This window comes from Algibacter pectinivorans (assembly GCF_900112595.1).
Classification (GTDB): Bacteria; Bacteroidota; Bacteroidia; order Flavobacteriales; family Flavobacteriaceae; genus Algibacter_B; species Algibacter_B pectinivorans.
Map to the genome: position 1 here is coordinate 38,887 of NZ_FOMI01000010.1, position 15,199 is coordinate 54,085.

Annotated in this window: 11 protein-coding genes; 4 read left to right on the top strand and 7 right to left on the bottom strand. The window is 34.7% G+C overall.

The features are described 5' to 3' along the window. Positions 1-47 precede the first annotated feature (47 nt). The 6 genes from BMY96_RS13725 to BMY96_RS13750 all read right to left on the bottom strand — a co-directional run bounded on the left by BMY96_RS13725 (position 48) and on the right by BMY96_RS13750 (position 5,621). Complete coding sequence (locus tag BMY96_RS13725) at positions 48-533, bottom strand: ABC transporter ATPase (RefSeq protein ID WP_092853158.1); 486 nt, start codon at positions 531-533, stop codon at positions 48-50. 74 nt (positions 534-607) lie between these two features. After that, positions 608-1,399: a (Fe-S)-binding protein gene (locus BMY96_RS13730; RefSeq protein WP_092853160.1), complete on the bottom strand. Its 792-nt coding sequence runs from the start codon at positions 1,397-1,399 to the stop codon at positions 608-610. A gap of 153 nt (positions 1,400-1,552) precedes the next feature. After that, positions 1,553-2,206 carry a hypothetical protein gene (locus tag BMY96_RS13735; RefSeq protein ID WP_092853162.1) on the bottom strand — a complete coding sequence of 218 codons (654 nt, stop codon included), beginning with the start codon at positions 2,204-2,206 and terminating at the stop codon, positions 1,553-1,555. A 2-nt stretch (positions 2,207-2,208) separates the two neighbouring features. After that, entirely contained in the window at positions 2,209-3,522 is a 1,314-nt protein-coding gene (locus BMY96_RS13740) for a 4Fe-4S dicluster domain-containing protein (protein ID WP_092853164.1), read from the bottom strand. A 5-nt stretch (positions 3,523-3,527) separates the two neighbouring features. Beyond that, entirely contained in the window at positions 3,528-4,469 is a 942-nt protein-coding gene (locus tag BMY96_RS13745) for an MlaD family protein (RefSeq protein ID WP_092853166.1), read from the bottom strand. Positions 4,470-4,520: 51 nt separating this feature from the next. Next, positions 4,521-5,621: an N-acetylmuramoyl-L-alanine amidase family protein gene (locus tag BMY96_RS13750; protein ID WP_092853168.1), complete on the bottom strand. Its 1,101-nt coding sequence runs from the start codon at positions 5,619-5,621 to the stop codon at positions 4,521-4,523. A gap of 173 nt (positions 5,622-5,794) precedes the next feature. Between BMY96_RS13750 and BMY96_RS13755 the strand changes: the two genes are divergently transcribed. Beyond that, positions 5,795-8,542 (top strand): putative LPS assembly protein LptD, encoded by a 2,748-nt coding sequence (locus BMY96_RS13755; RefSeq protein WP_092853170.1) that lies wholly within the window; start codon positions 5,795-5,797, stop codon positions 8,540-8,542. An 85-nt stretch (positions 8,543-8,627) separates the two neighbouring features. Further along, a complete protein-coding gene (locus BMY96_RS13760; RefSeq protein WP_092853172.1) occupies positions 8,628-9,008 on the top strand; it encodes a Rid family detoxifying hydrolase in 381 nt (126 codons plus the stop codon). Positions 9,009-9,014: 6 nt separating this feature from the next. On the opposite strand, the gene BMY96_RS13765 is transcribed toward BMY96_RS13760, so the two are convergent. Then, positions 9,015-10,391 (bottom strand): ATP-binding protein, encoded by a 1,377-nt coding sequence (locus BMY96_RS13765; RefSeq protein WP_175473582.1) that lies wholly within the window; start codon positions 10,389-10,391, stop codon positions 9,015-9,017. A 169-nt stretch (positions 10,392-10,560) separates the two neighbouring features. Between BMY96_RS13765 and BMY96_RS13770 the strand changes: the two genes are divergently transcribed. After that, complete coding sequence (locus tag BMY96_RS13770) at positions 10,561-11,598, top strand: GMP reductase (protein WP_092853176.1); 1,038 nt, start codon at positions 10,561-10,563, stop codon at positions 11,596-11,598. A 192-nt stretch (positions 11,599-11,790) separates the two neighbouring features. After that, positions 11,791-15,117 carry a transglutaminase family protein gene (locus tag BMY96_RS13775; protein WP_092853178.1) on the top strand — a complete coding sequence of 1,109 codons (3,327 nt, stop codon included), beginning with the start codon at positions 11,791-11,793 and terminating at the stop codon, positions 15,115-15,117. The last annotated feature ends 82 nt before the right edge of the window (positions 15,118-15,199 follow it).

Here is a 15,199-nt window from a genome sequence, read left to right on the forward strand (position 1 = left end):
AAAAGAAACTTTTAAAATATAAAAAATTGATAATTTAAATAATAGGCTTATTTAACAAAACGCCCGTGCCAGCTTTCGCTTGCAGGTACTTCCCAGTTTTCCTTAAACTCTGCAATATTAGTAACTAAGTTATTAAAAACAATGGTGTTTTTAGAAACTGCTTTATCCTTTGCCATTTTTCTGAAATCTGAAAGTGTTTTATGAGCTACATATTCGCCTTGTTTGTAAGACACATTCATTTTATCCATTAAATCGACATTATAGTCTTTTTCTAATTGTTGAATAAAATGCACCGACGAATCTATGGAGCAACCCGTAGCTTTGTTTACATCTTGATTTAAAGCTAACACAATAAAACGCTTATACTTAATGGTATAGCCTGCTTGTAAATCGCTACCATGAGCTGTCCAATTTTCTATAAAGATATCGAGTTTAGCTTGGATTTCTTCAAGTTCGGCCTCTGAAAATGAACGGTTGGCTTGGTAAATCCAAACTCTTGATTCTTCTGGTAATGTTGTAAAATCTACTAGCATTTAATTTACTTATTGGGGGTTTTAATTTTAACTAAAAATTAAATTTAGATTCCTGCTTTTGCGGGAATTTATTTTTATAAACCTTGAGCGTTTGCAATTAATTCTGCAATGTCCAAGACTTGAACTTCGCTTTCTTTTTCTTTTGCTTTTACACCATCTGTCATCATGGTATTGCAATACGGACATCCAGTAGCAATAATATCTGGATTGGTTTCTAGTGCACCTTCTGTACGAAGTACATTAATATCCATATCTCCTTTTTCGGGCTCTTTAAACATTTGGCCTCCTCCAGCACCACAACATAACGCTGTACGCTTGTGTCTTTTCATTTCGGTAAGGGTTGCTTTGGTTTTTTGCAACACTTCTCTTGGCGCATCGTACTCGTTATTGGCTCTACCTAAATAACAAGGGTCGTGAAACGTAATACGTTTACCTTTATAGGTATCGTTTAAACCTTCTAGCCTGCCAGCGGCTATAAGTTGATTTATAAATTGCGTATGGTGTAACACTTCGTACTGCCCACCTAAACTTGGGTATTCGTTTTTTAAACAGTTAAATGAATGCGGATCGCAGGTTACTATTTTTTTTATTTGGTAAGCGTTTAAAACCTCGATGTTTGTAACAGCTTGCATTTGGAATAGAAACTCGTTTCCGGCACGTTTTGCAACATCGCCCGTACAACTTTCTTCGGTTCCTAATACGGCAAAATCGACATTGGCTTTGTTTAAAATTTTAACAAAGGCTTTGGTTATTTTTTTTGCTCGATCGTCAAAACTACCTGCAGATCCTACCCAAAATAATATTTCGGGTTGTTTTCCTTCTGCCATAAAATCGGCCATTGTTGGTACTTTTAGTAATTCGCTCATAATGTTTTATTTAATACCTACTTTGATTTTACGCTTTGCAGGATTATTATTAAATGTTGGTTGCTACGTTAGGGATTGCAGCGGCATCCTTTTTTTGCTGCCATAAATGGCAAAAAAAGACCTGCCTGCCGGCAGGCAGGCGCCCAAATTATTTTATTCGTCTTCTTTTTTACGTAATAACATTAACTCTTGGTTATAGTTTTTTGCACTTTCTATTAGGCTAACCGGGACAATGTTATAGAATAACGGGGAATCGGCATCGTAATTAACCATAACCCATTTGTTATTTGTGTGGTTGTCTTTTAGGATAATGGTGATGCGATCTTTCATGAATACTTCGAGAGCATTATTAGTTTTGAATGTAACATCCATACCTTTTCCGGCCATCATGGTTTTCATCATGGTTTTAGCTTCGTCGTTAAATTCTTGTTTATGAAAGCTCATATCCATTTTCATATCGTAAGAGACAAAAACGTACGTAACACTATCCTTTTGGTTTGTATACACTTGGGATAATTTATAGTTAGGTACTGTTTTTGGAATGTTTATTGAAAAGTCTTCGTTACCCTCGAACATGCTTTTAAAAACCTCTTTTATGGATGCTTTGGGTGCTATTTCGAATACTTTTGGATGCGTCATGTCTATAATTGCATCGTAATCCCTATTATTCATGTCTGTGAACATTTTTAGGGCGACATCATTGACTTCCTTAAGGGCTTGCTCGTTATTTTGTGCGAAACCAAGCCCACCTAAAAGTAGCAAGGCACTGAATACAACGATTTTTATTTGTGGTGTTTTAATTGTCATAGCTATTCGTCTTTCCAGTTTAACCTATCCATTTGATTGTATGGCCAAGGTGCTCCATTATTCTCGATATTAGTCATCATGTTATTTAATTCTACTGGTGCTGCAGATTGCTCCATAACTAAATAGCGACGCATTTCTAGAATGATAGACAGCGGGTCGATACTTACCGGACACGCTTCTACACAGGCATTACAGGTGGTACATGCCCAAAGCTCTTCGTGGGTAATGTAATCGCCTAGTAATTGTTTACCATCGTCTTTAAACTCTCCATTATTGGCATCGATATTTTTACCGACTTCCTCTAAACGGTCGCGAGTGTCCATCATTATTTTTCGTGGCGATAATTTTTTACCGGTAAGGTTTGCTGGACATTCGCTAGTACACCTACCACATTCTGTACAGGTATAAGCGTTTAATAATTGTACCCAGTTTAAATCTTGCACATCGCTAGCTCCAAATTTTGCTGGCACGTCATCTTCGGCACCTTCGGCAGGAGCTGCAAATGGATCTGCGTTTGGATCCATCATCATTTTTACCTCGTTGGTTACCGCCTCTAGGTTATTGAACTGTCCTTTAGGTTGTAATTTACCGTAATAGGTATTTGGAAAGGCTAATAATATGTGTAAATGTTTTGAATAGTATAAATAGTTTAAAAATACTAGTATGCCTACAATATGCAACCACCATGCACCACGCTCGATAAAATGCAGTGTGCCTTCTGAAAGCCCTGAAAACCAAGGCGCCATAAATTGACTAATTACATTACCCGAGTTTAGGGCTTGAAACTGTACATCGGTAGCATTCATGATTAAAAACAGTGACATTAATACCATTTCGAAATACAGAATATAGTTACCATCGTTTTTAGGCCAGCTTGTCATTTCGCTTTTCCAGAAACGTGCAATTTTAATAACGTTTCTACGCAGCCAAAATATAATTACAGCTATAAAAACTAAGCATGCTAAAACCTCGAATGTTCCTATTAAAAATCCGTAAACCGATTGTGGTAACACACTTAAACCAATACGGTGTGTGCCCGCTAAACCATCGATAATAATTTCTAAGACTTCTATATTGATAATGATAAAGCCAATATAGACTACAACATGCAAAAAACCAGAAATTGGGCGACGTACCATTTTACTTTGGCCTAAGGCAATCATAGCCATGTTTTTCCAGCGTTGCGATTTATTATCGCTAACCGCTTTATCTTGTCCTAATTTAATGTTCCTTATTAGCTTTTTAACATTTTTGGCAAAAAAGCCAATGCCCAAAAAAAGTACTACTGCAAATAGTATGTTTGGTATATATTCCATAGTGTTTAGTTAGATTCTGGTTCTTGGTAAGGTATTTCTTTTTTAGAAAGAATTCTGGTGTAGCGGTTAGGATGCAATTTAAAATCTAACAATAGAGCTTCCAATTCGCTAGTAGCTCCTTCTAGATTATTATACAATTGATCATCCTTTAATAATTTACCCATAGTACCTTTACCTTGTTCTAAATCAGCCAAAAGTGTATTAAAATTAGCTAAAGTAGATTCTAAATTTTTAACGGTTTGTCCTAAATCTGACTGCGATAATGATCCTGAAATTTTAGTAAGATCGCTAGTTGCTTTCTCTGCATTTGTTAATACCGCATCAATTTTAGCTTCGTTAGCTATCATTAATTGATTTAATGAATTAGATGTGCTTTTAAAAGAATCTATCGTAGAACTTAAACCGGCTATACTTGTTTGTAGGTGTGCTTTAGTTTTCTCGTCGAAAATATCGTTTATATTGTTAAGCAAGGAATCGGCACCAACCATCATAATTTCTATTTTTTCTTGCAATGGCGTTAAGCGTTGGTTTACCAACTCGGTTAAACCTGCTTTTATAGAACCTTTTAAAACGGCACCATTTTTAGCTTGTTCTGCACCATCAAATGCAGGCACTATAGCAACAGCCTTACCTCCTATTAAGCCAGTTTCATACAACTCTGCTTTACTATTTTTCGAGAATTTAAAATCGCTATCTACTATAAGTTCAATTAGAAGTTTCCCTGATCCATCGCCTTTAAACCCTATTTTAGTAACTTGCCCAACTGCAAGTCCATTAATGGTAACAGGTGTAGATGGTACTAAACCTTCAACATTATCGTACTCTGTATAAAAAGTAAGCGACGAGTTAAAAAGGTCTCTTCCTTTTAAATAATTAAAACCATAATATAATAATATGATGCCCAATAATACGAGTACGCCTGTTTTTACTTCTCTTGTTATTTTCAAAATAGAATGCTTTAGATAAACAAATTTAATATAAATTTAAGAAGAATACCTTTATTTAGGTAGCGATTTTAAAGCTTCGCTAAGGGCAATCTTTTTACCGTCTTTAAAAGCGACAATAAAACTGGATTTATAACCATTACTTTTAGCTTCGCGTTCTAAAACTCTAATATTTTCATAATTAGAAGTATTACCGTAAAAGTACTTATATAAACCGCCTACCTTTACTCTAGAGATATTGCTTAAGCCTTTAAAGTTATAAGGTTTCGTTTCTAAAGCTTTTGAACTGGCTGCTATTTGTACCTTAAAAACTAAATTAGAAGCATTACTTGGGGTTATAGATACATTATTTTCGCCAATTTGATAATGGCTAACATTGGTTTCTAGACTTTCTTTATACTGCAAAATGGCTTCTTTTATAGCATTTGCCATTTGAGTTTGTCCTTTACTAGAATTTAAATAAGCGCCTTCGATTTTGTTAGTTAAAAAACCCAGTTCTACCAGCACACTAGGCATTACTGTTTGGTGTAAAACTATAAAACCAGCTTGTTTTACCTTTCTGTCTTTTCTGTTTAATTGACTAGTAAACTTTTTTTGAATTAAGCTTGCCAATTGTATACTTTGGTCTAAATACTCTTCTTGGCTTAACAAAATACTCATAACCGATTCTGGTGAGTTAGGATCGAACCCCGCATAGTTTTTTTCGTAGTCGTCTTCCATAAAAATTACAGAGTTTTCTTTTTTAGCGACTTCAAAATTGGTTTTGTTACGGTGTGTTCCTAAAACAAAAGTACCAGCTCCGTAGGCTTGCGATGTATGCGAATCGCAATGAATAGAAACAAATAAATCAGCCTTTTCTTTATTTGCTATTTTACCTCTTACAAATAAATCGATAAAAACATCTGTTTTACGAGTGTAAACTACCTTTATATCTGGATGCTTTTCTAACTCTTTACCAACGGCTAAAACAGTTTTTAAAGCAATATCTTTTTCCTTGTAACCATTTCCTAAATTACCAGGATCTTTACCTCCATGGCCAGCGTCTAGCACCACCACAAATTTATTTTTGGCCGTTTGCAAGTCGCTTGCTATAAATGAAGATAATGTTAATACTAAGATAAAAGATACGAAAATTAATAACTTGTTCGTTTTCATTGGATGAATACTATTTTAAATCGTTTGCTGTTTAAATCTGTACAAAGCATCTTTTAATAATGCCTAAATAGAATGAACTATGTATTTGATTTTAACGGCTAAAAAAGTGGGGTTATTTTAATTTTAAATTTTTAGTTGATTATTAAATCAATCACAAAAAAATATATGTAATTTTGACTTTTCAAAAACCGAGCCATACTTTTACAAAAATACATTTAAAAGCGTTGCATACAAACAACTTTAAAATACTTTTTGCACTTAGTTTTACTGTGTTTATCAACACGTTAAGCTTTTCTCAAGATATCCCTAAAAAAGGAAAAAGCATTAACGCAACTGTTAAAGATAGTTTAGTTACTAGTGTTGACAGTCTTGATGTTTTAAATACTTCTGAGAAAATTAAGGATACCATTACCTCAGATTCTATAAAACCTAAAAAGGAGTTGTTAGAAAACATAGTTAAGTATCACGCTAAAGATTACACTACTTTTAGTAATAAAAAACAAAAACTATACTTATATAATGAAGCCAAAATAGACTATGGCGACATGAATATAACCGCTGGAAGTATAACCATAGACTATAATACCAATACGGTTTATGCTGTAGGAATTACAGATTCTACTGGAACCTATAGTCAAAAACCAGTTTTTACTCAAGGTAGTAATGTAGTAGAGCCCGACTCTATCGTATTTAATACAGAAACCCAAAAGGCTTTAATTTACAACTCTAAAACAGAACAAGGAGAAGGTACTGTTATATCCGAAATTACTAAAAAAGAGAACGACTCTGTTTATTTCATTAAAGACGCAAAATATACAACAGCTAGTAATTTAGAAGATCCCGAGTATTACTTAAAATTAAGAAAAGCTAAAATTGTACCAGGTAAAAAAATTGTAACTGGTTTGGCAAACCTATTTATTTACGATGTTCCTACACCTTTAGGTTTACCTTTTGGCTTTTTTCCGCAAAGTGAAACACAAACATCTGGCGTGATAATCCCAACTTTTGGAGAACAAAATACCAGAGGATATTTTTTACAAAACGGAGGATACTATTTTGCTATAAATGATTATGTAGATTTAGCAATTTTAGGGGATTACTACACTAATGGAAGTTATGGTATACGTTTAGAAAACAAGTATAAGAAGCGCTATAAATACAGTGGAAATGTTGGGTTTAGCTATGAACATTTAATAACAAGTGAACGTGGTTTTTCAGACTATGCAACAAGTACTATTTATAATTTGAGGTGGTCGCATAGTCAGGATTCAAAGGCCAACCCTAATTCACGTTTTTCAGCTTCTGTAAACTTAGGAAGTAGTAATTACTATCAGCAATCCCTTAATCAAATAAACGCTGCAAATTTTTTAAATAACACCCTGTCTTCATCTGTTTCCTATTCCAAAACATTTCAAGGTGAACCACAGGTTAATTATAGCTTAACAGCTACACATTCACAAAACACAAATACAGAAGAAATTAACATGACGCTTCCAACCTTTCAAGGAAGCGTTGGTAGAGTTTACCCTTTTGCCTCAAAAAACGGATCAAAAAAGGGTATAATTCAAAATATAAATTTACAATATAATATCCGTGGCGAGAATAGGATTTCTACAACAGACTCGTTGTTCTTTAAAAAAGAAATGTTTGATGATGCCAAAATTGGTTTTCAGCACTCAATTCCAATATCTACAAATTTTAAACTTTTTAAATATTTTAGTGCTAGTGCTAGTAGCAGCTTTAATGAGGTTTGGACTTTTAAAACCGTAAGTAAAACTTTTGACACCGTTGAACGAGAAACCATAACTGAAACTATAAGTGGTTTTGATGCTTTTAGAACATATAATTTTAGTACAAGTTTAGGAACAACAGTTTATGGTATGTTTAATTTTGAAAAAGAAGGAAAAGATCGTAAAATTAAAGCTATAAGGCATGTTATTAGGCCATCCATTAGCTATAACATTAACCCTGCTTTCGACCAGTATTATGACACCTATGAAGTAGTTAGTGCCGATGGCTTAACAACTAGTGATGTAGATTTTACTCGTTTCGAAGAAAGTATATTTGGCACACCCAATAAAACCTTTTCCAGTTCTATGGGAATAACAGTTTCTAATAACCTTGAAGCTAAGGTTAAAGACAAAGACAGTACAGCTACAGAAGATAAAAAAATAATTATTTTTAATAACTTAAACTTTTCTACCTCTTATAATTTTGCTGGCGACTCATTAAAATGGAGTCCAGTTAGGGTAAGTGGAGGAACACAGTTGTTTAAAAATAAAATGAGTATTAATTTTGGAGCTACGTTAGACCCATATGCTTTAGATAATAATAACACAAGAATAGACACTTATAATATTGACAATGGTGGTAGTTTGTTTCGATTAACAAGCGCCAACATGAACGCTAGTTGGTCTTTTTCTAGTAAAGACGGCAATAGTAAAGATAAAAACGATAATTCAGAAGAAAATAGGCAAAGGGGAGGTAGAGCAGACGACTTATTTGGAGTATCACAAGATTTTTCTAATCAACAAATACAAGAAAAAAGAGGTGAAAAGGAAGAAAAGCCTAGTGAGTTCTATAATTTTAAAATACCATGGAGTTTTAGAGTGGCTTATGCTGTAAATTACTCCAATAGCGCTAGACAAAATGAAATATCGTCCCATGCACTAATGTTTTCTGGAGATATAGATTTATCATCAAAATGGTCTGTGGGTGGATCTTCGGGTTACGATTTAAAAAATGCCGGTTTCACCTATACGCAACTCCGTTTTGAACGTGATTTATTAAGTTGGAGAATGAACTTTAGTTGGATTCCTTTTAGTGCCAATAGCTCTTGGAATTTCTTTATAGGTATAAAATCTAGTATTTTAAGCGATCTTAAGTACGAAAAACGTAGACAACCGGATATTCAATTATAACCCCGTTTAGGTTCATCTAATTAATAGACTAAAAGACGTAAACCAAGAATTCGTTTTTTTTCAGATTATTAAAAATTATACTATTATGAAAACCATTATTACAACAAAAAATGCCCCCGCTCCTATAGGTCCTTATAATCAAGCTATCCTAACAGGAAACACCTTATATACTTCTGGACAAATTGCAATAAACCCAGAAACAAATGCATTAGTGCTTGACTCTATAGAAGACGAAACTAAGCAAGTTATGCAAAATTTAAAAGCCGTTTTAGAAGCCGCAGACATGACGTTTAAAAACGTTATAAAATCTTCTATTTTTATAAGTAACATGGATAATTTTACAACAATAAACGCCGTTTACGGTAGTTATTTTGATGAGGCCAATGCACCAGCAAGAGAAACTGTAGAAGTGGCAAGATTACCTAAAAGTGTAAATGTAGAAATTAGTATAATTGCCGTAAAATAAAAAAAATTAATAATGGATACTCGCAAACTTTTCTAACAAGTCTTTAAGTTTTAAAACGTCTATTGGCTTTGGTAAAAAATCATCGATACCTGCTAGTTTTGCCTTTTCAATATCCCTTTCAAACGCACTTGCAGACACACCAATAATTGGCGTTTTATTTATATAGTATTTATCGGTCTCTTTTATAAGTTTTGTTGCCTGGTACCCATCCATATCTGGCATATAAATATCCATAAAAATCATATCGAAATCTAGTATTTTATAAAGTTCTACAGCTTCTAAGCCATTTTTAGCAAAAGTACAATCTGCACCTTGCTTTTCTAAAAGAAATTTAATTACCTTTTGGTTCATTCTATTATCCTCGGCAATAAGTACATTAAATTTTGTAGCAAGTAACGGTTTGCTTGTTTCTTCAACTTTTTTAACATTTAATGTTTTTTTAAGTTGAAGGCTAAAATAATAAGTAGAGCCTTCATTTTCTTTACTTTCTAATTTAAGCTCGCCGCCCATAAAATCAACTAACTTATGTGATATTGATAAACCCATACCACCGCCTCTATAATCTTTCTTAATTTTATTTGCATAAACTCCATCAAAATTATTAAAAACGTGTTTAACGTCTTCCTCCTTCATGCCTATACCCGTATCTTTAATATAAAATGTAATAATTTGATCATTATCTATACCTACCGATTGGTCTACGATTACTGATATTTTACCTGCATTAGTAAATTTTATAGCATTATTTATTAAATTTACTAATACTTGTTGAATCCTTTTAGAATCAGCTAAAACTAAAAACTTCCCTTTTTCTTCAGATATAAATTTATATTCAAATTCCAATCCCTTTTCCCACGCCTGATACTCCAGAATTTTAAAAAGCTGAGATAAATCTGTTTTAAGATCCGTTGTTTGTAAATTAAGCTCTAAGTCCTTTTCACTTACCTCTTGGTTACTAGACACCATATTTACTAACTGTAATAGGTGTTTCGAAGAGTATTCTGCAATTTCAACCTGAGCCGTTTGATCACTATTAAGTTCTGTTTGTCTTAACATATTTAACATACCTAAAACAGTATTTAGTGGGGTACGCACTTCATAAATCATATTTGCTAAATAAATAGATTTCTGGTTTGCAATTTCATCTGCGTAGTCTAAACTTTCTTTTAATTCCTTTACCCTAATTCTAAGGTTTTTTTCTATTACAACATTTTTAAGTTGATTCTTTAAAAAATACTGTAAAACAAAAACTTGCATTATAGCTAACACAAATAAAAATACAGCCGCACTTTGATCATAAATTTTCTTTTCTAAATAAAAATAACCTAAAAGTAAAATAGCGGCAATAGATATAAATATGAAAAAAGACAATTGCTTCTTCATTTTTATCCGTTTAATACATTTAGGGAAACCTTTCATTAATTTGAGCTTTTAACAAACTTATCTATAATTATAGTAAATAACAAGAGTATTATTTAGAATTATTTGGTTTAATTATTACTAATTTACTTAAATTTAAGCTTTAATCAATTAATAAAAAAACAGTTGTTTAATGCGCATAGAACACGAAATAAAATTAGGGTTTAAAGATGTCATGATTCGCCCAAAACGTTCAACACTTAAAAGCCGTTCTCAAGTTAACCTAAAACGCGAGTTTAAATTTCTTCACAGCCAAACAACATGGAAAGGCATACCAATTATAGCTGCTAATATGGATACCGTTGGCACATTTGAAATGGCAAAAACGCTATCTAAAAACAAACTTTTTTCGGCCATTCATAAACATTATAGTTTAGAAGAATGGGACGGCTTTTTAAAAAGCGCACCAGCAGGCATTGAAGATTATATTGCTGTTAGTACCGGAATTGGTGAACATGATGCCGATAAGCTATCTCAAATCATTACTAAACACCCGCAACTTAAATTTATTTGTATTGATGTTGCCAATGGCTATTCGGAATATTTTACAGATTTTGTTAAGCAAACACGTAGCACATACCCAGATAAAGTTATCATTGCAGGTAATGTAGTTACTGGCGAAATGGTAGAAGAGTTATTACTCTCTGGCGCCGATATTGTAAAAGTAGGTATTGGTCCAGGTTCGGTATGTACAACACGTGTTAAAACAGGCGTAGGTTACCCCCAGTTATCTGCTATAATAGAATGTGCAGATGCCGCTCATGGATTAGGCGGTCAAATTATTAGTGATGGCGGATGCGCTATTCCAGGAGATATCGCGAAAGCTTTTGGTGCCGGAGCAGATTTTGTTATGCTAGGTGGTATGCTTGCAGGACATGATGAAAGCGGTGGAGAAACTATTGAGCGAAATGGCGAAAAACACAAAAAATTTTATGGCATGAGTTCTGAAACGGCTATGGATAAACACGTTGGTGGCGTTGCAGAATATCGTGCTAGCGAGGGCAAAACCGTAGAAGTACCATATCGTGGTAAAGTTGAAAAAACCTTGCAAGATATTTTGGGTGGTATTCGAAGTACCTGTACTTATGTAGGTGCAGCACGATTAAAAGAGCTTACAAAATGCACCACCTTTATTAGAGTTGCAGAGCAGGAAAACAAAACTTATACATAACAAATTTTAACCCTAGAATAAAATTTAAATTATAGCAATATCACCAATATTCTTAGTGATTTTAAATTTTAGCATTTATCAATGAGTATAAATATTAAAATGATAATTTAATTCTATTAATTCTGAGACTTTTTAAGTGTTTTCTTAATATAAAACCCTTAAATTGTAATATCTAATTATTAAATAACAACTATGGCGTTAAAAATTGTAATTTCTCATAAAACAAAGTATAAATATGATAGACCAGTGTCATTATCACCACATATCTTTAGATTAAGACCTGCACCACACAGCAGAACGCCTATAGAAGCTTACTCGATAAAAATTACGCCCGAAAACCAATTCTTTAATTGGCAACAAGATCCATTTGGAAATTATATGGCGCGGTTAATTTTTCCAGAAAAAACGACTGAGCTTACTATTGATGTAGAAATTATAGCCGATTTAAAAACCATAAATCCCTTTGACTTTTTTGTTGAAGAATACGCCGAAGAATATCCTTTTGAATATAAAGAGGAAACAAAAAAGGAGTTACTACCCTATTTAGAAATTACCGATAAAGGAAAACTGCTTCAGGATTTCCTTAAAACATTAGATTATACGCCTAGAAAAACCATTTATTTTTTAATTGATATCAATCGAAAAATATATGAATACTTAAATTATAACATCAGGATGGATCCTGGTGTACAATCCTGCGAAGAAACTTTAAATATTAAAAGTGGCTCTTGTCGCGATTATGCTTGGTTATTTGTGCAAACCTTACGCCATTTAGGTTTTGGTGCACGTTTTGTATCTGGTTATTTGGTACAGTTAAAATCTGATGAAAAATCATTAGACGGCCCATCTGGACCCGAAGAAGATTTTACCGATTTACACGCATGGGCCGAAGTGTATTTGCCTGGTGCTGGTTGGATAGGATTCGATGCTACCTCTGGCCTATTAGCCGGAGAAGGCCACATTCCATTAGCTTGTACGCCTACTTTTGAAAGTGCTGCGCCCGTTACCGGAATGTCCGATGTTTGCGAAACCGAGTTCTTTTTTGAAAATTCTGTTAAACGTATTTTCGAATCGCCTAGAGTTACCAAACCTTATACCGAAGAACAATGGAAGGCCATTTACAAACTAGGTTTTAAGGTAGAAAAACAATTAGAAAAAGGAGACGTACGTTTAACCATGGGGGGCGAACCTACATTTGTATCTATCGACGATATGGAATCGCCAGAATGGAATACCGATGCCGATGGTCCGCATAAAAGAGAATTAGCCAAAAACCTTTCGGCACGATTGTACGATGAGTTTGCCAAAGGCGGTGTATTGCATCAAGCACAAGGTAAATGGTATCCTGGAGAACCTTTACCACGCTGGTCTATAGAATTATGTTGGCGAAAAGATGGCAGAAACATTTGGCATAACAAGAAATTATTATCCTTGTTTGCCGATAATCCTACCGTTCCAGAAAATGCCGATATTCTATTTCTAGAAACCCTAACCAAACATTTAGGAATTACCGATACTACAATAGTGCCCACTTACGAGGATGCCTTCTATTTTATGTGGGAAGAAGGCAAACTACCAATAGATGTCGATCCTACAAAAGATGATGGCGCCCTATTAGTAAAAAACAAACTTAAAGAGATTCTTAAGGATGGTAAATCTAAAGCCGTTGGTTATGTATTACCACTAAACAACTCTATAGGAACTTGGTATACTAGCGACTGGACTTTTAGAAGAAACCACTTGTTTTTAATACCCGGAAACTCCCCTATTGGTTTACGTTTGCCATTAGATTCTTTAATACGAAAACCAGAACATGGCGAATTCCCGCAGTTTGTGCCCGATAATTTTTCTGTAAAAGGACGATTACCAAGCTATAAAAAAACAGCAGCCACACGTTACGAGAATGTGGTAAACAATGGCGCACCTATAAATAACAGTTATTTTATAAGAACCGCCTTATGTTCAGAAGTTAGAGATGGTAAATTATACTTGTTCTTACCACCAATGGACTCTGCCGAAATATTTTTAGACCTTATTGCGTCCATTGAAGCCACGGCAAAAAAATTAAATATTCCTGTTATTTTAGAAGGTTACGATCCTCCAAAAGATCATAGACTAGAATCTATGAAAATAACACCAGATCCGGGAGTAATAGAAATAAATGTACATCCAGCCAAAAACTGGGAAGAGTTAACCCATAACACCTTAACGCTATACAAACTAGCAAAGCAATCGCGTTTAGGAACCGAAAAGTTCATGCTCGATGGTAAGCATACCGGAACAGGTGGCGGAAACCACGTGACTTTAGGTGGTATATCACCAGCCGATAGTCCTTTACTTCGTAAACCTAGTTTATTACGTAGTTTATTAACCTTTTGGCAACATCACCCAGGACTATCTTATTTATTCTCTGGGGCATTTATTGGCGCCACAAGTCAAGCACCACGAATAGACGAAGCCCGTATGGAAAACCTATACGAGCTCGAAATAGCCTTTAGTCAAATACCTAAAGATGGCGACGTCCCTTTTTGGTTAACCGATAGATTGTTTCGCCATTTACTAACCGATTTAACAGGAAACACACACCGTGCAGAATTCTGTATCGATAAATTATACTCACCAGACTCTTCTTCAGGGCGCTTAGGTATCCTCGAGCTTCGTGCTTTCGATATGCCACCGCATCCGCAAATGAGTTTAATGCAAAACCTATTAGTAAGAACGCTAGTAGCCTGGTTCTGGAAAAAACCATACGAGCACGATTTAGTGCGTTGGGGAACAGAATTACACGATAAATTCCTAATCGAGCATTATGTAAGAGAAGATATTAAGGATATTGTCGAGCAACTTAACCGAGCCGGATATAAATTTCAAGAAGATTGGTTCAACCCATTCTTCGAGTTTAGGTTCCCGCTTCACGGTATGGTTCAAATCAATAATGTGCATTTAGAGTTACGTGCAGCTATCGAGCCATGGAATGTATTAGGGGAAGAAATGACCGGTGGCGGAACCGCTAGGTATGTCGATTCTTCCGTAGAGCGTATTCAAGTAAAAGTAAATCATTTTATCGAAGAGCGCTTTGTACTTACCTGCAACGGCGTAAAAGTGCAATTAAACAGCACCGGTGTAAAAGGTGAATATGTTGCTGGCGTGCGTTACAAAGCATGGAATCCGCACTCGTCGTTACATCCAACCATCGATGTAGATACGCCATTGGTTTTCGATATTGTAGATACCTGGAACAAACGCTCCATTGGCGGTTGCACCTATTATGTGGCACATCCTGGAGGCCGTTCGTACGATAGCTACCCTATAAACAGTTACGAAGCCGAATCGCGACGCATTAACCGTTTCTGGGAGTTTGGCCATACACAAGGCAGCATCCAAGAAACAGAAAGCATCATTCAAGGTGGCGAAAGCACATCGAAAGTCGAAAAACAAGAAAGCTCTAAAAAGTTTAGTTACAAAGAGCTGCCAATTAATTTCGAGTTTCCGTACACGCTCGATTTGCGTAAAAAATAAAGTCAACACTATTCCTCATAGCACGCTCATGTGTTATAAGGAATGGTTATTACCATTACATCCATTAATATTTTGGGCGCCT

Bases quoted from the DNA above. Each gene is read 5' to 3' on its own strand.
- BMY96_RS13770 (WP_092853176.1), top strand. From the start codon at position 10,561: ATGCGCATAGAACACGAAATAAAATTAGGGTTTAAAGATGTCATGATT.
- BMY96_RS13765 (WP_175473582.1), bottom strand. From the start codon at position 10,391: ATGAAGAAGCAATTGTCTTTTTTCATATTTATATCTATTGCCGCTATT.
- BMY96_RS13750 (WP_092853168.1), bottom strand. From the start codon at position 5,621: ATGAAAACGAACAAGTTATTAATTTTCGTATCTTTTATCTTAGTATTA.
- BMY96_RS13775 (WP_092853178.1), top strand. From the start codon at position 11,791: ATGGCGTTAAAAATTGTAATTTCTCATAAAACAAAGTATAAATATGAT.
- BMY96_RS13740 (WP_092853164.1), bottom strand. From the start codon at position 3,522: ATGGAATATATACCAAACATACTATTTGCAGTAGTACTTTTTTTGGGC.
- BMY96_RS13760 (WP_092853172.1), top strand. From the start codon at position 8,628: ATGAAAACCATTATTACAACAAAAAATGCCCCCGCTCCTATAGGTCCT.
- BMY96_RS13735 (WP_092853162.1), bottom strand. From the start codon at position 2,206: ATGACAATTAAAACACCACAAATAAAAATCGTTGTATTCAGTGCCTTG.
- BMY96_RS13725 (WP_092853158.1), bottom strand. From the start codon at position 533: ATGCTAGTAGATTTTACAACATTACCAGAAGAATCAAGAGTTTGGATT.
- BMY96_RS13730 (WP_092853160.1), bottom strand. From the start codon at position 1,399: ATGAGCGAATTACTAAAAGTACCAACAATGGCCGATTTTATGGCAGAA.